A 20,836-nucleotide genomic window follows, 5' to 3' on the forward strand; every position below is an offset into this window, starting at 1 on the left:
ATGCTGAAAATCGCCGATACTACCTTTACCTCACGTTTATTTACCGGCACGGGCAAATTTGCCACGGCTGAATTGATGTTAGCAGCACTACAAGCCTCCGGCTCACAGCTGATTACTATGGCGATGAAGCGCGTGGATCTGCATGCTGGCAACGATGCCATTCTGGCCCCTCTGCGCCAATTAGGGGTGCGTTTGTTACCCAACACCTCGGGAGCAAAAACCGCACAAGAAGCCGTTTTTGCTGCTCGCCTGGCTCGCGAAGCGCTGGGTACGCATTGGGTGAAGTTAGAAATCCACCCAGATGTGAAGTATTTGCTACCCGACCCAATAGAAACCCTGAAAGCTGCCGAAATCCTGGTGAAAGAGGGTTTTGTTGTTTTGCCTTACTGTGGCGCTGACCCGGTATTATGCAAACGATTGGAAGAAGTTGGTTGTGCGGCCGTGATGCCATTGGGAGCACCTATTGGCTCAAATTTGGGATTACGTACCCGCGACTTTCTGCAAATCATTATCGAGCAAGCCAAAGTACCGGTGGTGGTCGATGCTGGGATTGGTGCCCCAAGCCATGCTCTTGAAGCTATAGAGTTGGGCGCAGATGCTGTTTTGGTGAATACTGCCATTGCTGTCGCCCGCTCGCCGGTACAAATGGCGCAAGCATTCCGGCTGGCTGTTGAAGCAGGAACTCTGGCGCGTCAGGCCGGTTTAGGCTCAAGTCAACTGCAAGCCAATGCCACCAGCCCATTGACCGGCTTCCTTAGCCAGCTAGAGGAAAAAAATCATGTCTGAAGATTTTACTCAGCGCTGGCAACAATTGGATTGGGATGATATTTCGCTGCGTATTAACAGCAAAACCGCCATGGATGTTGAACGAGCCATTAATGCTACTAAACCCAATCGTGACGATTTGATGGCATTGATTTCACCGGCGGCGTCAGCTTATCTGGAACCCATGGCGCAGAAGGCTCAGCAACTGACTCGTCAGCGCTTTGGCAATACCGTCAGTTTTTATGTGCCACTTTATCTCTCTAATCTGTGTGCCAATGATTGTACTTATTGTGGTTTTTCAATGAGTAATCGTATCAAGCGCAAAACTTTGGATGAAACGGAAATCATTCGTGAGTGTGAAGCCATCAAAGCATTGGGCTTCGAACACTTACTGCTGGTTACCGGCGAACATCAGGCAAAAGTCGGGATGGACTATTTCCGTCGCCATTTCCCAGCTATCCGCAACCAATTCAGCTCGCTGATGATGGAAGTTCAGCCATTAGCGGAAGCAGAGTATGCGGAGCTTAAAACATTGGGATTGGATGGCGTGATGGTTTATCAAGAAACCTATCATCCCGCCACTTATCAGCAGCACCACTTGCGCGGCCATAAGCAGGATTTTCACTGGCGGTTGGCAACTCCGGATCGTTTGGGGCGCGCGGGGATCGATAAGATCGGACTGGGTGCCTTGATTGGTTTGTCGAACAGTTGGCGCACTGACTGCTACATGCTGGCAGAGCATCTGTTTTACCTGCAACAAACTTATTGGCAGAGCCGCTATTCTATCTCGTTCCCACGTTTACGGCCTTGTGCTGGGGGCATTGAACCCGCCTCTCTGATGAGTGAGCCACAACTGCTGCAACTGATTTGTGCTTTTCGCCTGTTTGCACCAGATGTGGAACTGTCCTTATCCACCCGCGAGTCGCCTTTCTTTCGCGATAACGTGATTCCAGTGGCGATTAATAATGTCAGTGCCGGCTCGAAAACCCAACCGGGGGGATATGCAGATAATCACCCCGAGCTTGAACAGTTTGCTCCGCATGATAATCGGACTCCTGAGCAGGTTGCGCAGGCATTAACGCTAGCAGGGCTGCAACCGGTTTGGAAAGATTGGGATCGTCATTTAGGCCGCTCTCTCCAATAAGTCTTCCGTTTTCATCCTGAAAAATAAGCAAAAAAAACCGCCCCGAAAGGAGCGGTTTTTACGTTGGTGACCAACAAAGAGATTAGTCTTTGCTGTTACCAAAACCGGCGTTGAGCAATTCAGCCAGGTTAGCAGTCGCTTCATCCGCGCTAACTTGCGGAACCACTGGAACTTCACCCAGAGCTTTACGACGCATACGATCCTGATGATAAGCATAACCGGTACCGGCTGGGATCAGACGGCCCACGATTACGTTTTCTTTCAGGCCACGCAGTTCATCACGTTTACCGGCAACAGCCGCTTCAGTAAGAACGCGCGTGGTTTCCTGGAACGAAGCCGCAGAGATGAAGGACTCGGTCGCCAAGGATGCCTTGGTGATACCCAGCAGGTCACGTGTGAACGTAGCCTCGATTTTGCCTTCAGCTGCCAGCTTACGGTTAGCGATTTTAACGCGGGACATTTCTGCCTGTTCGCCTTCCAGGAAGTCGGTGCTACCTGCATCAACGATGGTGCCTTTACGCAGCATCTGACGAACGATAACTTCGATGTGTTTATCGTTAATCTTAACGCCTTGCAGACGGTAAACTTCCTGCACTTCGTTGGTGATGTAACGGGTAACCGCGTGAACGCCACGCAGACGCAGAATGTCGTGTGGAGATTCTGGGCCGTCGGAAACCACGTCACCGCGTTCTACAATTTCACCTTCGAACACGTTGAGCTGACGCCATTTCGGAATCATCTCTTCGTATGCATCGCTACCATCCAACGGTGAGATCACCAGACGACGCTTGCCTTTGGTCTCTTTACCGAACGAGATGATCCCGCTGATTTCAGCCAGGATTGCAGGCTCTTTCGGACGACGTGCTTCGAACAAGTCAGCAACACGTGGCAGACCACCGGTAATATCCTTGGTACCGCTTGATTCCTGAGGAATACGCGCCAGGGTATCACCCGCACCGATCTGAATACCGTCTTCCAGCTGAACAATCGTTTTACCTGGCAGGAAGTATTGAGCAGGCATATCTGTACCCGGGATCAATACATCGTCGCCTTTGGCATCAACGATTTTCAGTGCCGGACGCAGGTCTTTACCGCTACCGGTACGTTCTGCGCTGTCCAGTACTACCAGAGAAGACAAACCAGTCAGTTCGTCGGTCTGGCGGGTAATGGTCTGGCCGTCAACCATGTCCGCGAAGCGAATGAAACCGCTCACTTCGGTCACAACTGGCATGATGTGCGGATCCCAGTTAGCAACGGTTTCGCCGCCCTGAACTTCTGCACCATCGCCTTTGCCCATTACAGCACCGTAAGGCACTTTGTAGCTTTCTTTAGTACGACCGAATTCGTCGATCAGCTTCAGCTCGGTGTTACGAGAAGTAATCACCAGCTTGCCAGCTGCATTGGTAACGAACTTGGCGTTGCTCAGTTTCAAGCTACCTTTGTTCTTAACCTGGATGCTAGATTCTGCTGCCGCACGAGATGCCGCACCACCGATGTGGAACGTACGCATCGTAAGCTGGGTACCCGGCTCACCGATGGACTGTGCTGCAATAACACCAACTGCTTCACCTTTGTTGATGATGTGGCCACGTGCCAGGTCGCGACCATAGCAGTTAGCACACACACCGAAGTCAGTTTCACAGCTTACTACGGAGCGAACTTTAACGCTGTCGACGGAGTTTTCTTCTAACAGATCACACCATTTTTCGTCCAGCAGGGTGTTACGCGGAACCAGAATATCAGCCGTACCCGGCTTGATAACTTCTTCTGCGGTCACACGACCCAGTACGCGATCACGCAGTGGCTCTTTAACATCACCACCTTCGATAACCGGGGTCATCACGATACCGTTATGGGTACCACAATCGTCCTCAGTCACCACCAGATCCTGTGCCACGTCAACTAAACGACGGGTCAGGTAACCGGAGTTCGCAGTTTTCAATGCGGTATCCGCCAAACCTTTACGAGCACCATGGGTTGAGATGAAGTACTGAAGTACGTTCAAACCTTCACGGAAGTTCGCAGTAATTGGCGTTTCAATGATCGAACCATCTGGCTTAGCCATCAGGCCACGCATCCCTGCCAGCTGACGAATCTGTGCAGCAGAACCACGCGCACCGGAGTCGGCCATCATAAAGATGCTGTTGAAGGAAACCTGCTGTTCAACAACGCCGTCACGGTTGACAACATCTTCAACAGACAAGTTATCCATCATCGCCTTGGCAACACGTTCGTTAGCCGCGGCCCAGATATCGATCACTTTGTTATAACGTTCACCTGCAGTTACCAGACCGGATTGGAACTGTTCCTGGATCTCGGCAACTTCAGTTTCAGCTTCTTCGATGATCCCTGCTTTCGCTTCTGGGATAACCATGTCATCGATACCTACAGAGGCGCCTGAGCGTGCTGCGTAAGCAAAACCGGTGTACATGATCTGGTCAGCAAAGATAACCGTTGGTTTCAAGCCCAGGATGCGGTAACAAGTGTTCAGCATCTTAGAGATAGCTTTTTTGCCCAGCGGCTGGTTAACGATAGAGTAAGGCAGGCCTTTCGGGACAATCATCCACAAAATAGCACGGCCTACAGTCGTATCGATGATGCTGGTACGCGAAGTGCTTTCGCCTTCGGTATTACGAATTTCTTCAGTAATACGGACTTTGACTCGGGCATGCAGAGATGCCAAGCCAGCGCGATAGATACGCTCAGCTTCTTTCGGGCCAGTCAGTACCATGCCTTCGCCTTTAGCGTTAACACAGTCACGGGTCATGTAATACAGACCCAATACAACGTCCTGAGAAGGAACGATGATTGGCTCGCCGTTCGCTGGTGACAGGATGTTGTTGGTAGACATCATCAACGCACGCGCTTCTAACTGAGCTTCCAGTGTCAGCGGTACGTGAACAGCCATTTGGTCACCATCGAAGTCGGCGTTATATGCCGCACAAACCAGTGGGTGCAACTGGATTGCTTTACCTTCGATCAGAACCGGTTCAAACGCCTGGATACCCAAACGGTGAAGGGTTGGTGCACGGTTCAGCAGTACTGGGTGTTCGCGGATAACTTCATCCAGAATATCCCAAACAACTGCTTCTTCACGCTCAACCATCTTCTTGGCAGCTTTAATGGTGGTAGCAAGACCACGCAATTCTAACTTGCCGTAGATGAACGGTTTGAACAGCTCAAGAGCCATTTTCTTAGGCAGACCGCACTGATGCAGACGCAGGTATGGACCAACGGTAATAACCGAACGACCTGAGTAGTCAACACGTTTACCCAGCAAGTTCTGACGGAAACGACCTTGCTTACCTTTGATCATGTCAGCCAGTGACTTCAACGGACGCTTGTTAGAGCCGGTAATTGCACGACCGCGACGGCCGTTATCCAGCAATGCATCTACTGCTTCTTGCAGCATACGCTTTTCGTTACGTACGATGATGTCCGGAGCAGCCAAGTCCAGCAGGCGTTTCAGACGGTTGTTACGGTTGATCACGCGACGATACAAATCGTTCAGATCAGAAGTCGCAAAGCGACCGCCATCCAACGGTACCAATGGACGCAGATCTGGCGGCAGCACAGGCAGCACGGTCAGGATCATCCACTCTGGCTTGTTGCCAGACTGTACGAACGCTTCCAGCAGCTTGATACGCTTGGTCAGCTTCTTGCGCTTGGTTTCAGAATTTGTTTCGTTCAATTCTTCGCGCAGGATCTCGCATTCTGCTTCCAGATCCATGTTTTTCAACAGGGCCTGAATAGCTTCGGCGCCCATTTTCGCGTCGAACTCATCACCAAACTCTTCCAACGCGTCCAGATACTGCTCTTCAGTCAGGATCTGACGACGTTCCAAGTTGGTCATACCGCCTTCAACAACCACATAGGATTCGAAGTACAGTACACGTTCGATGTCACGTAATGGCATATCCAGCAGTAAACCGATGCGAGATGGCAACGACTTCAGGAACCAGATGTGCGCAGTTGGAGAAGCCAGTTCGATGTGACCCATACGCTCACGGCGTACTTTGGTTTGAGTCACTTCAACGCCGCATTTCTCACAAATAACACCGCGGTGTTTCAAACGCTTGTACTTACCGCACAGGCATTCGTAATCTTTTACTGGGCCAAAGATACGGGCGCAGAAAAGGCCGTCACGTTCTGGTTTGAACGTACGGTAGTTAATGGTTTCCGGCTTTTTAACTTCACCGAACGACCATGAACGGATCATGTCTGGCGAGGCCAGAGCAATTTTGATCGCATCAAACTCTTCGGTCTTAGTTTGCGCTTTCAGAAACTTTAATAAGTCTTTCACGGATTGGCTCCTGTCGGAGTTAGACCTGATAGGCGCCCAAACCTAAGTTTGAGCGCCCCTGTGACCAGTGCGAACCACCAGCAGACTCCCGGCTATGAGAGCCTGCCGTCTGGAGAAGAATTACTCTTCTTCCAGCTCGATATTGATGCCCAGCGAGCGGATTTCTTTCAACAATACGTTGAAGGACTCCGGCATGCCCGGTTCCATACGGTGATCGCCATCCACGATGTTTTTGTACATCTTGGTACGGCCGTTTACATCGTCAGACTTGACGGTAAGCATTTCCTGCAAGGTGTACGCGGCGCCATAAGCTTCCAACGCCCACACTTCCATCTCACCGAAGCGCTGACCACCGAACTGAGCCTTACCACCCAGCGGCTGCTGAGTAACCAGGCTGTAAGAACCGGTAGAACGCGCATGCATCTTGTCATCAACCAAGTGGTTCAGTTTCAGCATGTACATGTAGCCGACAGTAACCTGACGTTCGAATTGCTCGCCGGTACGGCCGTCAAACAGAGTAATCTGACCAGAAGTTGGCAGGCCACCCAGCTGTAACAGTTCCTTGATTTCTTTCTCTGTCGCACCATCGAAGACTGGTGTTGCGATTGGCATACCTTTTTTCAGGTTCTCTGCCAGACGCAGTACTTCGTCATCGGTGAAAGTGCTCAGATCAACTTTCTGACAAACGTTATCGCCCAGATCGTAGGCTTTCTGGATGAACTCACGCAGTTTGGCAACTTCTTCCTGCTTCTTCAGCATGGCGTTGATTTTCTCGCCAATACCTTTCGCTGCCATCCCCAAGTGGGTTTCCAGAATCTGACCGATGTTCATACGCGACGGTACGCCCAGCGGGTTCAGAACGATGTCTACCGGCGTACCGTTTTCATCGTAAGGCATATCTTCGATCGGGTTAATCTTAGAGATAACACCTTTGTTACCGTGACGACCGGCCATCTTGTCACCCGGTTGAATCTGACGTTTAACCGCCAGATACACCTTGACGATCTTCAGCACGCCTGGTGCCAAATCATCACCTTGGGTGATCTTACGACGCTTGGCATCCATCTTCTTCTCGAATTCGGATTTCATTTCGTCGTACTGCTCTGCCAACTGTTCCAGCTGGTTTTGCTTGTCTTCGTCGGTCAGGCCAAGTTCCAGCCAGCGATCACGTGGTAATTTGCTCAGCTTGTCAGCTTCGATGCCACCAGAAACCAGTACTGCGTGGATACGTGCAAACAGGCCAGCTTCCAGAATCTGCAACTCTTCAGTCAGGTCTTTCTTAGCCTGCTTCAGCTGCATTTCTTCGATTTCCAACGCACGCTTGTCTTTTTCTACGCCGTCGCGAGTAAAGACCTGCACGTCAATAACCGTACCGGAAACACCGTTTGGTACACGCAGAGAAGAGTCTTTAACATCAGACGCTTTCTCACCAAAGATCGCACGTAACAGCTTCTCTTCTGGCGTCAGTTGAGTTTCACCTTTAGGTGTTACCTTACCAACCAGGATGTCACCGCCAGTCACTTCAGCACCGATATAGACGATACCGGATTCATCCAGCTTGGAGAGCGCAGCTTCACCCACGTTCGGGATATCAGCAGTGATCTCTTCAGGCCCTAACTTGGTGTCACGGGACACACATGCCAATTCCTGAATATGGATGGTCGTGAAGCGATCTTCTTGAACCACGCGCTCGGAGACCAAGATGGAGTCTTCGAAGTTGTAACCGTTCCAAGGCATGAACGCTACGCGCATGTTCTGACCCAATGCCAGCTCGCCCAGGTCTGTAGATGGGCCATCTGCCAGCACGTCGCCGCGCTCGATTGGCTCACCCAGATTCACACACGGCATCTGGTTGATACAGGTGTTCTGGTTAGAACGGGTGTATTTGGTCAGGTTATAAATATCAATGCCTGCTTCGCCCGGATACATTTCGTCTTCGTTAACTTTAATAACGATACGGGATGCATCTACGTACTGAACGGTACCGCCACGTTTGGCTACAGAGGTTACCCCTGAGTCAACCGCTACTGCACGTTCCATACCGGTACCAACCAGCGGCTTATCAGCACGCAGAGTAGGAACCGCCTGACGTTGCATGTTCGCACCCATCAAGGCGCGGTTGGCGTCATCGTGTTCCAAGAATGGAATCAGAGAAGCACCAACGGACACCACCTGTTGAGTAGAAACGTCCATGTAGTCAACTTGGTCGCGGCTGAACAGGCTTGATTCGCCTTTGCTACGACAAGTGACTAAGTCTTCGATGAAGCGGCCATCTTCGTCCAAGTTGGAGTTCGCCTGAGCGATAACGAAGTTGCCTTCTTCAATAGCAGACAAATAGTTAATTTCATCGGTCACCACACCATCACGAACGCGACGATAAGGTGTTTCCAGGAAACCATACTCATTGGTCTGTGCGTACACGGACAAGGAGTTGATCAGACCGATGTTTGGACCTTCTGGCGTTTCGATTGGACATACGCGACCGTAGTGAGTCGGGTGTACGTCTCGAACTTCAAAGCCAGCACGTTCACGGGTCAAACCGCCCGGGCCCAATGCAGAGATACGACGTTTATGCGTAATCTCAGACAACGGGTTGTTCTGGTCCATAAATTGTGACAACTGGCTAGAACCAAAGAACTCTTTCACCGCAGCCGAGATAGGCTTGGCGTTGATCATGTCCTGAGGCATCAGTGTGTCGAGGTCGCCCAGAGACAAACGCTCTTTAACTGCACGCTCAACACGAACCAGACCAACACGGAACTGGTTTTCAGCCATTTCACCAACAGAACGAATACGACGGTTGCCTAAGTGGTCGATATCATCCACTTCGCCTTTACCGTTACGGATATCGATGAGCTTCTTCATCACTTCAGTGATGTCTTCTTTGCTCAGGATACCGGAACCTTCGATCTCGTCACGCAGCAGTGAACGGTTGAACTTCATCCGGCCAACCGCAGACAAATCGTAGCGGTCTTCAGAGAAGAACAGGTTCTCAAACAGATTTTCAGCTGCTTCACGTGTTGGTGGCTCACCAGGACGCATCATGCGGTAGATCTCAACCAAAGCGCTCAGACGATCGCTGGTTGGGTCAACACGCAGGGTCTCGGAGATATAAGCACCGTGATCCAGGTCGTTGGTGAACAGTGTTACGATTTGCTTGTGACCCGCTTGGCTCAGCTTAGCCAACAGATCCAGTGACAGCTCCATGTTGGCTGCACAGATAAGCTCACCGGTGTTCTCGTCGATATAGTCTTTTGCAACGACTTTGCCAGCAATGTACTCAACTGGAACTTCGATGCGATCAATACCGTCTTTTTCAAGCTGGCGAATATGACGTGCAGTAATACGACGCGCTTTCTCGACGTAAACTTTGCCATTCGCTTCAATATCAAAGGATGCCGTTTCACCGCGCAGACGCTCTGGAACCAATTCCATCTGCAGCTTGTTGTCACGAATCTCAAAGACCACTTTCTCAAAGAACAGATCGAGGATCTGTGCAGTGGTGAAATTCAATGCACGCAGAATGATGGTTGCCGGCAACTTACGACGACGGTCAATACGGACAAACAGGTTGTCTTTCGGGTCAAACTCGAAATCTAACCATGAACCGCGGTAAGGGATGATACGTGCGTTATACAGCACTTTACCCGATGAATGGGTTTTACCCTTATCACTGTCAAAGAATACGCCAGGACTACGGTGCAGCTGAGATACGATAACCCTCTCAGTACCGTTAATGACAAAGGTACCGTTTTCGGTCATGAGTGGAATTTCACCCATGTAGACTTCTTGTTCTTTGATGTCTTTGACCGTACCTTCCGGAGCTTCGCGCTCATAGATTACCAGACGCAGTTTAACGCGCAGCGGTGCGGAATAAGTCACACCACGGATCTGGCACTCTTTGACGTCAAATACTGGCTCACCAAGACGGTAGCTAACGTATTGCAGCTCCGAATTGCCGCTGTAGCTCTGAATTGGAAAAACAGAACGGAATGCTGCTTCTAGGCCGTACTGCCCTTCGGGATCTTGCTCGATAAACTTCTGGAACGAGTCAAGTTGGATAGAAAGGAGATAAGGTATGTCCAGAACTTGTGGACGTTTACCAAAATCCTTACGAATACGTTTTTTCTCGGTATAGGAGTAAACCATAGGGTTCCTCAGCTCGCTGATCAGTGACCCACTCTGTCCGCCCTAAACTAGGACAGTTCATGCAACACTATTATTTAGACTGAGAAGTCGAAACACTTCTCGGAATACTCTCTTCTATCACTCTTAAACCATTTCATCGCGTTACTTTGACTACCGAGCTACCCGAGTGGGTCGTAGCTGAGAACGCAGTATATTAAGTCGTCAATAGAAAGGAATATTGGGGGTTAGCTAGCCGCTAAACAGTGTGAAATGCGACTAACGCCCTACAGCGCAAAAAGGCTGATGACTAAAAAGTCACCAGCCATCAGCCTATAAGTCAGGCTGCGAACTCAAAGCTTAACTTACTTGATCTCAACAGAAGCACCAGCTTCTTCCAGAGATTTTTTCAGAGACTCAGCTTCGTCTTTGTTCACGCCTTCTTTCAGAACTGCAGGTGCGGATTCAACCAGGTCTTTAGCTTCTTTCAAGCCCAGGCCAGTTGCGCCGCGAACAGCTTTGATTACTGCAACTTTGTTGTCGCCGAATGAAGCCAGAACAACGTTGAATTCAGTTTGTTCTTCTACAGCTTCAGCAGCAGCAGCAGGACCTGCAGCAATAGCAGCAGCTGAAACGCCGAATTTCTCTTCCATAGCAGAAATCAGTTCAACGATTTCCATTACAGACAGAGCCGCAATACCGTCAAGAATTTGTTCTTTAGTGATAGTTGACATAACAAGTGTTCCTAAAATACAGAAATAGTTTATACGTTAAAAAGCAACGATGGATAAGAAAGGCGATTAAGCCGCTTCTTTCTGATCGCGCAGTGCAGCCAGAGTACGAACCAATTTGCCAGCAGCGGCTTCTTTCATGGTTCCCATCAGTTTTGCAATTGCTTCTTCGTAGGTTGGCAGAGTTGCCAGGCGGTCGATCTGAGCCGCAGGGATTAACTCGCCTTCAAAGGCTGCTGCTTTAACCTCAAATTTCGCATTATCTTTAGCAAATGCTTTGAACAGACGAGCAGCTGCGCCCGGGTGTTCTGAAGAGAATGCAATCAAGGTTGGACCAACAAACGTGTCTTTCAGGCATTCGAATGGAGTGCCTTCAACAATGCGACGCAGCAAGGTGTTACGAACAACTTGCATGTGAACGCCAGCTTCACGACCTGCTTTACGCAGTTCAGTCATTTTATCAACGGTAACGCCACGAGAATCCGCAACAACCGCAGACAGCGCACCTTTGGCTACTTCTTTAACTTCAGCAACAATCGCTTGTTTGCCTTGAAGATTTAGTGCCATTAGTTCTTGCTCCTGGATTAACCGGGGAATAATTCCCCGGAACTCACGTCACCCAAAACATTACTAAATTGTAATGAGTGGGCGTTGAAACACGGTGAGCAGAATCCAGCAAAGACAATTCTTTATCAAAAAAAATGCTTTAGGTTCTGTCACCGTCTACGCAGGAAATTAAGTGTTTTTACAGCATAAATACTCTAAACACACCTGCGGTCTTGGACGGAGGCTTGGATAAGGCCAAGCTCCAACCGAAAATTCTGTTTTTCTGCCAACTGGACATTTGTTATCGATAAACAAGCCATCAGCAGAAGCATGGGCGTAAGATTCTAGACAAACCTTACGCCCACGTAAAGCGATAAAAGCAATTAGTGATTAGCTCACTACTGCAGTCAGGCCGCTTTGATCAATCGCAACGCCAGCGCCCATGGTGGTGGACAGGCTGATTTTCTTGATATAAACGCCTTTCGCTGTAGCAGGTTTAGCACGCTTCAGCGCAACAACCAGAGATTCTAAGTTTTCTCTCAACTTATCTGAGTCGAAGTCAACTTTACCAATGGTAGTGTGGATAATACCGTTTTTATCGTTGCGATAACGAACCTGACCTGCTTTAGCATTCTTAACTGCTTCAGCAACGTTAGGAGTAACAGTACCCACTTTAGGGTTAGGCATCAGGCCACGTGGACCCAAGATCTGGCCCAATTGACCAACAACGCGCATTGCATCCGGGGAAGCAATAACAACGTCGAAGTTCATTTCGCCTTTCTTGATCATATCAGCCAGGTCGTCCATACCTACCAATTCAGCGCCTGCTTCTTTCGCAGCTTCAGCGTTTGCACCCTGAGCGAAAACAGCAACGCGTACTGAACGGCCAGTACCATGTGGCAACACAGTTGCGCCACGAACGTTTTGGTCAGATTTACGTGCGTCGATACCGAGGTTAACGGCAACGTCCACGCTTTCTACGAATTTAGCAGTAGCCAGCTCTTTCAGCAGGGCAACAGCTTCGTTGATATCGTACTGCTTAGTAACATCAACTTTGTCACGGATCACGCGCATGCGCTTGGTCAGCTTAGCCATTTATTAACCCTCCACTACCAGGCCCATGGAACGAGCAGTACCTTCGATTGAACGCATCATGTCGTCAATTGAAGCACCAGTCATATCCGCAGCTTTGGTTTCTGCGATTTCACGAACCTGAGCACTGGTCACGGTCCCTACTTTGTCTTTGTTCGGCTTGCCGGAACCAGACTTAATACCTGCCGCTTTTTTCAGCAAAACTGCTGCTGGCGGGGTTTTAGTAACGAAAGTGAAAGAGCGATCAGAATAAACAGTAATAACAACAGGGATCGGCAGGCCTTTTTCAATGCTTTCAGTCTTAGCATTGAACGCTTTACAGAATTCCATGATGTTAACACCCTGCTGGCCCAAAGCTGGACCAACTGGTGGACTTGGGTTCGCCATACCAGCTGCAACTTGCAGCTTGACATAGGCTTGTACTTTCTTAGCCATTTACGATTTCCTCGATTTGGGTAGTAACGCCTCGTTTGAGGCTCCCCGTGTTTTGTCTCGCTTGTTATTGCCACGGATGACAAAAGCAAGACATCTAAAAACAAAAGGCGCGAAATTATATTGTAATTTCGCGCCTAAGACAAGACTCAAATTTCAACCATTGTCGAAAAATGAATCAGCCTTTTTCTACCTGACTGAAATCCAGTTCGACCGGAGTAGCACGGCCAAAGATGGAAACAGACACTTTCAAGCGGCTCTTTTCGTAATCCACTTCTTCGACGACACCGTTGAAGTCGGCAAACGGACCATCGCTAACACGTACCAGTTCACCTGGTTCAAACAGTGTTTTAGGACGTGGTTTATCACCCACTTGCTGAAGGCGATTCATAATCGCATCAACTTCTTTATCACTGATTGGTGCAGGGCGATCGGATGTACCACCGATAAAGCCCATTACACGAGGTACGCTACGCACTAAGTGCCAGCTGGCATCGTTCATCACCATCTGGACCAGTACATAGCCTGGGAAGAATTTGCGTTCACTTTTACGACGTTGACCGCCACGAATTTCGACGACTTCTTCCGTTGGAACCATGACTTCGCCAAACAGCTCTTCCATGTCATGTAACTTGATGTGCTCACGCAGCGATTGAGCTACGCGGCCTTCAAAACCGGAAAACGCCTGAACGACGTACCAACGCTTTTTTGGTGCTTCAGACATCTTAGAACCTCAGGCCAGTAATAAATGATACCAGGCGGACCAGAATACCATCCAGCCCCCATAGAATCAGTGACATTACAGCAGTTACCGCAGCAACGATTAACGTTGTGTGCAGAGTTTCCTGACGGGTAGGCCAAATCACTTTACGCACTTCCGTGCGTGCTTCACGAGCAAACGCTACAGTGGCTTTGCCTTTTGCCGTCATCAATGCAATAGCACCGGCAACAGCGATAATTACTACAACTGCCAACGCGCGCAGCGGCAGGCTGAAATCACGGTAATAATAATTACCCACAATTGCTGTAACTAAAAGTACAGCAACGATTAGCCATTTAGCCGTTTCCAGGCCGCGTCCGCTCCCTGGAGCCTCGGTATTCGCACTCATAAACCAACCTGTCACTATGATTCAGAACAAACAACTTTGCTTCGCACCGCAAAGCAAACCAAGCCGAAGGATGCTCTAGAGACTCTCTAATCGGCACCACTCAGCACTATTCGCCGTACTTCCAGAGCCCATCTCACCAGTAATTATGCTGAAAAAACCACTGATGAGATAGGTTCTAGTATGACAACGTAGAAAAAGGGCATCAAATGATGCCCTTTTATCGCATGTCGCGTCAAATCTTATTCAATGACTTTAGCAACAACGCCAGCACCAACAGTACGGCCACCTTCACGAATCGCGAAGCGCAGACCATCATCCATTGCGATAGGAGCAATCAGGTTAACAATCATTTGAATGTTATCACCTGGCATCACCATCTCAACGCCGTCTGGCAGTTCGATAGTACCGGTTACGTCAGTTGTACGGAAGTAGAACTGAGGGCGGTAACCTTTGAAGAACGGAGTATGACGACCGCCTTCATCTTTGCTCAGAATATAAACTTCTGATTCAAATTTGGTGTGTGGCTTGATAGAACCTGGTTTTGCCAATACCTGACCACGTTGTACGTCATCACGCTTAGTACCACGCAGCAGAACGCCAACGTTCTCACCCGCACGGCCTTCGTCCAGCAATTTGCGGAACATTTCAACGCCAGTACAGGTCGTCTTAATGGTATCAATGATACCCACGATTTCGACTTCCTCACCGACTTTAACGATACCGCGCTCTACACGACCGGTAACCACAGTACCACGGCCAGAGATTGAGAATACGTCTTCGATTGGCAGCAAGAATGGTTTATCAATCGCACGCTCTGGCTGTGGAATATAGCTATCCAGCGCCTCGGCCAATTCGATGATTTTAGCTTCCCACTCAGGTTCGCCTTCCAGTGCTTTCAGCGCAGAGCCGCGGATAACTGGAGTGTCATCGCCTGGGAAATCGTATTGAGACAGAAGTTCGCGAACTTCCATTTCTACCAGTTCCAGCAATTCTTCGTCGTCAACCATGTCACATTTGTTCAGGAAGACCAGGATGTAAGGAACACCCACCTGACGACCCAACAGGATGTGCTCACGAGTCTGTGGCATCGGGCCATCAGTTGCAGCAACAACCAGGATCGCGCCGTCCATCTGAGCAGCACCGGTGATCATGTTTTTAACGTAGTCAGCATGCCCTGGGCAGTCGACGTGAGCATAGTGACGTGACGGGGTGTCATACTCAACATGTGAAGTGTTGATGGTGATACCACGCGCTTTCTCTTCCGGAGCGTTGTCGATCTGGTCGAATGCACGAGCACTACCGCCGTAAGTTTTAGCCAGTACGGTGGTAATTGCAGCAGTTAGGGTAGTTTTACCATGGTCAACGTGGCCGATAGTACCCACATTAACGTGCGGTTTTGTACGTTCAAACTTTTCTTTAGACATCGATTGTCCCTCTAAGACACGGAATCGGTGGTTTCACCACATCAACCAAGCGCATGCTTGCTGAATCCATAACACAGAAAGAAAATCAGGGGACGAGAGAATGAGAAGTGGTGCTGATAGGCAGATTCGAACTGCCGACCTCACCCTTACCAAGGGTGCGCTCTACCAACTGAGCTATATCAGCACATCTTGGAGCGGGCAGTGGGAATCGAACCCACATCATCAGCTTGGAAGGCTGAGGTAATAGCCATTATACGATGCCCGCATCTTAGAACTCGGCTACCTGACTTAATCTGCAGAAACTTGAAAGGAAGGGCTTGGCCACTTCACTCTTCATCGAGAGCGCTGCTCTCGCCTTGAGTGTTTATTGGGGTTCGATCTTCTGAATCACCCTGAGACTCAAGGTTAAATATGGTGGTGGGGGAAGGATTATTCGTCACTCCGCTCCTCACCCTTCGGGTCGCCGCTTTGCGTCGTTGTCTCGCTACGCTCGGCTCGAACCTTGTCGAAGGTTTTTCACCTTCCCCTTAAGCACTGCCTGGATTCTTTACTTCGAATCACCGAAGGCTCAAGGTTGAATATGGTGGTGGGGGAAGGATTCGAACCTTCGAAGTCGATGACGGCAGATTTACAGTCTGCTCCCTTTGGCCGCTCGGGAACCCCACCTAATTTTTATACTTGAATGGTGCCGGCACCAAGAGTCGAACTCGGGACCTACTGATTACAAGTCAGTTGCTCTACCAACTGAGCTATGCCGGCATCAAGTGCAGCGCATTCTAGGTAGAGTGAGCCTATGATGCAACTAAAAAATTGCATAACCTGCCCTTTCGCTCATAAAACAGTCATTTTTTAAATGCTCGGCGTATTATTAACCACGGTTAGCTTAATTAGCATCCAGTAGATTTGCCATTTTAACCAAATTCGCAGATAAAAATCATCCCTAAAAAATCGGCTAATGTCGCAATACCCAACAATCTTATCCTCAGTCAGATAAAAATTAATTTCGCTGTATGCACCAAGATGGTGAGATCCCTCCAATACAGTGCATATATGCGAAAAAATAATTACCTCAATTCAGATAATCACGCTATTGCTCGTTTGGCTTGTTTATTGCTTAAGCATAGAGATATATGCGAGGCGATCGCTGGAGAGGAGTTTTATCATGAAGATAGTTTTACTTAATGCGGCGACATTACCCATTTACCGAAGCGAATTAGCAAACTTGCTAATTGATGCCGTATCTCACGGAGCCTCAATAGGCTATGACACCCGGGCTCTTTCGCGAGAGGACGCCGAGAGTTATTTTCACGGACTTCGTCCCGCCATCGCCAAAGGGACATTATTGTTATGGATAGCACGCGATGACATAGGAATTGTTGGCACCATCCAATTAGATCTTTGCCAAAAACCTAATGGGCTAAATCGGGCCGAAGTGCAAAAATTATTAGTACATAGCCGTAGCCGCCGTGGCGGTATCGGGCATAAATTGGTGGCCGTCATGGAGGATACCGCCATCCAGCTCCGCCGCGGTTTATTGTATCTCGATACACAAGCAGGTTCTCCCGCAGAATCTTTCTATCGGGCACAGGGTTATCACCGTATGGGCGAAATTCCTGATTATGCCTGTACACCGGATGGTTCTTATCATCCAACGGCGATTTATTTCAAACGATTATTTTTTGTGAATCAAAGGCATACTGCCATTGCCAGTTAATAAAGATAAATATAGTCGGTAAAAAGCTTCTCACTCGCCACCGCCCTTCTTAATTGATTGGAATAGCAACACACATCAAAGAAATCACTCACTAAATACAAAAATGTCTACGCCAAAAAGCAAGCTGCCTATAATATGCAGCTTGTTTCTTATCTGGAGTTGGCGTCCAGCGCCTTTCCCAACCTGCGTTAACAGGCAGAATTTGGCTTATGATAAAAAGAGATCAATCTTTAGCGACGCCTTATCTACAGTTCGATCGTACTCAGTGGGCAGCTCTGCGCGACTCCGTACCATTGACACTAACAGAAGAAGAAATCGTTAAACTCAAAGGGATTAACGAAGACCTTTCATTAGATGAAGTGGCACAGATTTATCTACCACTTTCACGTCTACTTAATTTTTATATCAGTTCTAATTTGCGCCGCCAGGCTGTTCTGGAGCAATTCCTCGGGACTGATGGCCAGCGTATCCCTTATGTTATCGGTATTGCCGGTAGTGTTGCTGTAGGTAAAAGTACCACAGCACGTTTGCTGCAAGCATTACTAAGCCGTTGGCCAGAACACCGCAGCGTAGAACTGATTACTACAGATGGTTTTCTTCATCCCAATAAAGTATTAAATGAACGTGGGTTGATGAAGAAAAAAGGCTTCCCTGAGTCTTATGACATGCATAGCTTGGTGAATTTTGTCTCGGAAGTTAAATCAGGTGCCAGTCAGGTTACAGCGCCAGTTTATTCACATTTGATCTATGACGTTGTGCCCGATGGAAATAAAGTCATTAAGCAGCCTGATATCCTTATTCTGGAAGGGTTGAATGTATTACAAAGTGGTATGGATTATCCCCATGATCCTCACCATGTATTTGTCTCTGACTTTGTAGACTTCTCTATATATGTAGATGCACCAGAAGATTTACTGCAAAGCTGGTATATCAATCGGTTCCTTAAATTCCGACAAGGTGCATTCTCTAATCCAGATTCTTACTTCCATAACTATGCCAAACTGCCTGAAACAGAAGCAGTCAAAATTGCAACTCAGTTATGGAAAGAGATTAATGGATTGAATTTAAAGCAAAATATATTGCCAACTCGTGAGCGAGCAAGTCTGATAATGACTAAGAGTGCTAACCACGCCGTTGAGAGTGTACGATTGAGAAAATAATAAATAGCGGGTAGTAATAACTGCCCGCTTAACTTATAAATTAAATACCTCGAAGGGATATCTCACCACCAATATAAGGTTTTACATTACCGTCTTGCTCTAACAATAATGCCCCTTGTTGGTCTATACCCCGAGCTATGCCAAATATTTCTTGGTTTCCAATAATCAATTTCACAGGGCGATCGAGATAATTATCCATTTCCCGCCAACGAGAAATAAAGGCAGATAGCCCTTCATTCTCGAACTTAACCACGGCTAATCTTAATTCCGATAACAGTTCAGCTGTCAGTTTATTGCGATCGATAATAACACCGGCTTCCTGCAAATTAATCCAATCCTGGCTGATAACATTGGTTGTTGATTCACGCATTGTCAGGTTGATACCAGCGCCAATCACTAACTGAGCCGCATCACCCGTTTTCCCTGTGAGTTCAACTAATATACCGGCCAGTTTTTTATCATTGAGATACAGATCATTTGGCCACTTAACACGAACCTGCTCAGCACCCAGCTTATGCAGTACTTCGGCCATGACAATGCCCACAACCAAACTCAGTCCCATGGCAGCCGCAGGGCCTTGCTCGAGACGCCAGAACATTGATAAATAAAGATTCGCGCCAAAAGGAGAGACCCACTGACGTCCGCGTCGACCCCGTCCTGCTTGTTGATATTCAGCAACACAAGCATCACCAGATTTCAGCTCTGTAATGCGATCAAGGAGGTACTGATTCGTAGAGTCAACGACCGGTAACACAGCGACCTGCCCTGTGGGTAGATAACGTAATATCGTTTTTTCATCAAGTAGTTGGATCGGCGCTGGCAAACTATAGCCCTTACCAGGAACCGTAAAGACATCTAATCCCCACTCTCTGATAGTTTGCATATGCTTGTTAATCGCTGCACGGCTCATGCCCAACATTTCACCCAGTTGTTCACCTGAGTGAAATGCGCCATCAGCCAGTATGCCGATTAACCGCAAGGGGACTTTAATATCTTTCACGACAAACGCTCCACAGCATTAACTTCACCATTACTGGCAATAAAGCGGACCTCTGGTTCCAACCAGATAGCGAATTTGTTTGCGACCTGCTGGCGAATATAGCTAGCAAGGCCCACAACATCCTGCCCTGTCGCTCCTGCGAGGTTAATCAGTACTAAGGCTTGCTGTTGATGTACTGCGGCACCGCCAATTTGGTATCCCTTAAGCGCACATTGATCAATTAGCCAACCGGCGGCCAGTTTTACTGAGCCATCAGGTTGCAAATAATGAGGTGCATTGGGGTAACGCTTCACTATATCTTCAGCCACACTTGCATCTACGACCGGGTTCTTAAAGAAACTGCCCGCATTACCCGTTACTGTCGGGTCAGGTAATTTACTCCGGCGCATTGCACAGACTGAGTTGAAGATATCTTCTGCAGTGGCCGTCAATGGGTCCATACGAGTTAAATCGCCATAACCCAATGTTGGAGTCCAAGATTTTATTAATCTGATCCCCACTGCAACGATGGCAAATCCATTCCCATAGCGATGCTTAAATATGCTATCGCGATAACCAAACTGACAATCTTGAGCCGAGAGGCGCAGCACTGTGCCCGCCTCCATATCAAGCAAATCAACGTACTCACATACCTTTTGCAGTTCAACACCATAAGCACCAATGTTCTGAATTGGCGCAGAGCCGACACATCCAGGGATTAAAGCTAAGTTTTCCAGCCCCGGCATATTGTGTTGTAGCGAATAGCATACCAGCTCATGCCAATTCTCCCCGGCACCGACATGCAGATGCCAGGCGGTATCGTCTTCAGTAAAAGTGATGCCCTTGATACGATTTAGTAATACTGTTCCTGCGTAATTCTCAATGAACAGTACATTGCTACCTTCGCCAAGCAAAAGCACAGGTTGCTGTTTAGAGACTGACTCACGCCATGCGTTAATCAATTCTTCCGTAGAATTGGCACTGATTACGTTGCTCGCGTAGGCTGATAACGCGAAAGTATTGAGATGTTTTAGCGGGGAACCTTGACTCGACATTGCATTGGATACTCATTCTAGCTAGCTCTAGCGCTAGTCTAACCGATCATAATACTCATATTGTATTTTGTTTTAAGTGCAGGCATAAAAAAAGCCCTCTGCGCAGCAGAAGGCTTTCTCTTGTATCCCAAATCCCACATAGCAAAAACCCCACGCTTTTGGCATGGGGTCTCGGCTTGATTTGATGCCTGGCAGTGTCCTACTCTCGCATGGGGAGACCCCACACTACCATCGGCGCTACGGCGTTTCACTTCTGA

Annotated in this window: 16 protein-coding genes, 4 tRNA genes and 1 other RNA gene; 4 read left to right on the forward strand and 17 right to left on the reverse strand. The window is 48.5% G+C overall.

Annotated elements, in window-relative coordinates; all coding sequences use genetic code 11:
* Both FTA96_RS18990 and thiH read left to right on the forward strand, forming a co-directional pair.
* Positions 1-786 carry a thiazole synthase gene (locus tag FTA96_RS18990; protein ID WP_050111017.1) on the forward strand — a complete coding sequence of 262 codons (786 nt, stop codon included), beginning with the start codon at positions 1-3 and terminating at the stop codon, positions 784-786.
* Positions 779-1,909 carry a 2-iminoacetate synthase ThiH gene (thiH, locus tag FTA96_RS18995; RefSeq protein ID WP_145574583.1) on the forward strand — a complete coding sequence of 377 codons (1,131 nt, stop codon included), beginning with the start codon at positions 779-781 and terminating at the stop codon, positions 1,907-1,909. The genes FTA96_RS18990 and thiH overlap by 8 nt, the downstream gene beginning before the upstream one ends.
* 82 nt (positions 1,910-1,991) lie before the next feature.
* Here thiH and rpoC read toward each other — a convergent pair whose 3' ends face one another.
* The 14 genes from rpoC to FTA96_RS19070 all read right to left on the reverse strand — a co-directional run bounded on the left by rpoC (position 1,992) and on the right by FTA96_RS19070 (position 16,430).
* Positions 1,992-6,212: a DNA-directed RNA polymerase subunit beta' gene (gene rpoC, locus FTA96_RS19000; RefSeq protein ID WP_050111019.1), complete on the reverse strand. Its 4,221-nt coding sequence runs from the start codon at positions 6,210-6,212 to the stop codon at positions 1,992-1,994.
* 120 nt (positions 6,213-6,332) lie between these two features.
* Positions 6,333-10,361 carry a DNA-directed RNA polymerase subunit beta gene (gene rpoB, locus FTA96_RS19005; protein ID WP_050111020.1) on the reverse strand — a complete coding sequence of 1,343 codons (4,029 nt, stop codon included), beginning with the start codon at positions 10,359-10,361 and terminating at the stop codon, positions 6,333-6,335.
* 341 nt (positions 10,362-10,702) lie between these two features.
* Positions 10,703-11,071, reverse strand: a complete 369-nt coding sequence (gene rplL / locus FTA96_RS19010) for a 50S ribosomal protein L7/L12 (RefSeq protein WP_050111021.1) — start codon at positions 11,069-11,071, stop codon at positions 10,703-10,705.
* 66 nt (positions 11,072-11,137) lie between these two features.
* Positions 11,138-11,635, reverse strand: coding sequence for a 50S ribosomal protein L10 (gene rplJ / locus FTA96_RS19015; RefSeq protein WP_004712405.1), 498 nt, complete (start codon positions 11,633-11,635; stop codon positions 11,138-11,140).
* Positions 11,636-12,004: 369 nt separating this feature from the next.
* Entirely contained in the window at positions 12,005-12,709 is a 705-nt protein-coding gene (gene rplA / locus FTA96_RS19020; protein ID WP_004716476.1) for a 50S ribosomal protein L1, read from the reverse strand.
* 3 nt (positions 12,710-12,712) lie between these two features.
* Positions 12,713-13,141, reverse strand: a complete 429-nt coding sequence (gene rplK / locus FTA96_RS19025; protein WP_004393384.1) for a 50S ribosomal protein L11 — start codon at positions 13,139-13,141, stop codon at positions 12,713-12,715.
* Between the two features lie 175 nt (positions 13,142-13,316).
* Positions 13,317-13,862: a transcription termination/antitermination protein NusG gene (nusG, locus tag FTA96_RS19030; protein ID WP_002210671.1), complete on the reverse strand. Its 546-nt coding sequence runs from the start codon at positions 13,860-13,862 to the stop codon at positions 13,317-13,319.
* 1 nt (position 13,863) lies between these two features.
* A complete protein-coding gene (gene secE, locus FTA96_RS19035; RefSeq protein WP_050111022.1) occupies positions 13,864-14,247 on the reverse strand; it encodes a preprotein translocase subunit SecE in 384 nt (127 codons plus the stop codon).
* 239 nt (positions 14,248-14,486) lie between these two features.
* Positions 14,487-15,671, reverse strand: a complete 1,185-nt coding sequence (gene tuf, locus FTA96_RS19045; protein WP_050111023.1) for an elongation factor Tu — start codon at positions 15,669-15,671, stop codon at positions 14,487-14,489.
* Positions 15,672-15,779: 108 nt separating this feature from the next.
* Positions 15,780-15,855 (reverse strand) — tRNA-Thr (locus FTA96_RS19050).
* A 6-nt stretch (positions 15,856-15,861) separates the two neighbouring features.
* Positions 15,862-15,936 (reverse strand) — tRNA-Gly (locus tag FTA96_RS19055).
* Positions 15,937-16,083: 147 nt separating this feature from the next.
* Positions 16,084-16,211, reverse strand: a non-coding RNA gene (locus tag FTA96_RS19060) — RtT sRNA.
* A 41-nt stretch (positions 16,212-16,252) separates the two neighbouring features.
* A tRNA-Tyr gene (locus FTA96_RS19065) sits at positions 16,253-16,337 on the reverse strand.
* 17 nt (positions 16,338-16,354) lie between these two features.
* Positions 16,355-16,430, reverse strand: a tRNA-Thr gene (locus FTA96_RS19070).
* 403 nt (positions 16,431-16,833) lie between these two features.
* On the opposite strand from FTA96_RS19070, the gene FTA96_RS19075 reads away from it, so the two are divergent.
* A complete protein-coding gene (locus FTA96_RS19075) occupies positions 16,834-17,385 on the forward strand; it encodes a GNAT family N-acetyltransferase (protein ID WP_145529818.1) in 552 nt (183 codons plus the stop codon).
* A gap of 209 nt (positions 17,386-17,594) precedes the next feature.
* Positions 17,595-18,545 carry a type I pantothenate kinase gene (coaA, locus tag FTA96_RS19080; protein WP_004712399.1) on the forward strand — a complete coding sequence of 317 codons (951 nt, stop codon included), beginning with the start codon at positions 17,595-17,597 and terminating at the stop codon, positions 18,543-18,545.
* A 40-nt stretch (positions 18,546-18,585) separates the two neighbouring features.
* Here coaA and birA read toward each other — a convergent pair whose 3' ends face one another.
* The 3 genes from birA to FTA96_RS23415 all read right to left on the reverse strand — a co-directional run.
* Complete coding sequence (gene birA, locus FTA96_RS19085) at positions 18,586-19,545, reverse strand: bifunctional biotin--[acetyl-CoA-carboxylase] ligase/biotin operon repressor BirA (RefSeq protein ID WP_134957337.1); 960 nt, start codon at positions 19,543-19,545, stop codon at positions 18,586-18,588.
* Positions 19,542-20,579, reverse strand: coding sequence for a UDP-N-acetylmuramate dehydrogenase (murB, locus tag FTA96_RS19090; protein WP_050124091.1), 1,038 nt, complete (start codon positions 20,577-20,579; stop codon positions 19,542-19,544). Before murB ends, birA begins: the two co-directional genes overlap by 4 nt.
* A gap of 38 nt (positions 20,580-20,617) precedes the next feature.
* Positions 20,618-20,836, reverse strand: a 219-nt coding sequence (locus FTA96_RS23415; RefSeq protein WP_222424305.1) for a hypothetical protein, incomplete at its 5' end; no start/stop codon positions are given.

This window comes from Yersinia alsatica (assembly GCF_902170305.1).
Lineage (GTDB): Bacteria > Pseudomonadota > Gammaproteobacteria > Enterobacterales > Enterobacteriaceae > Yersinia > Yersinia alsatica.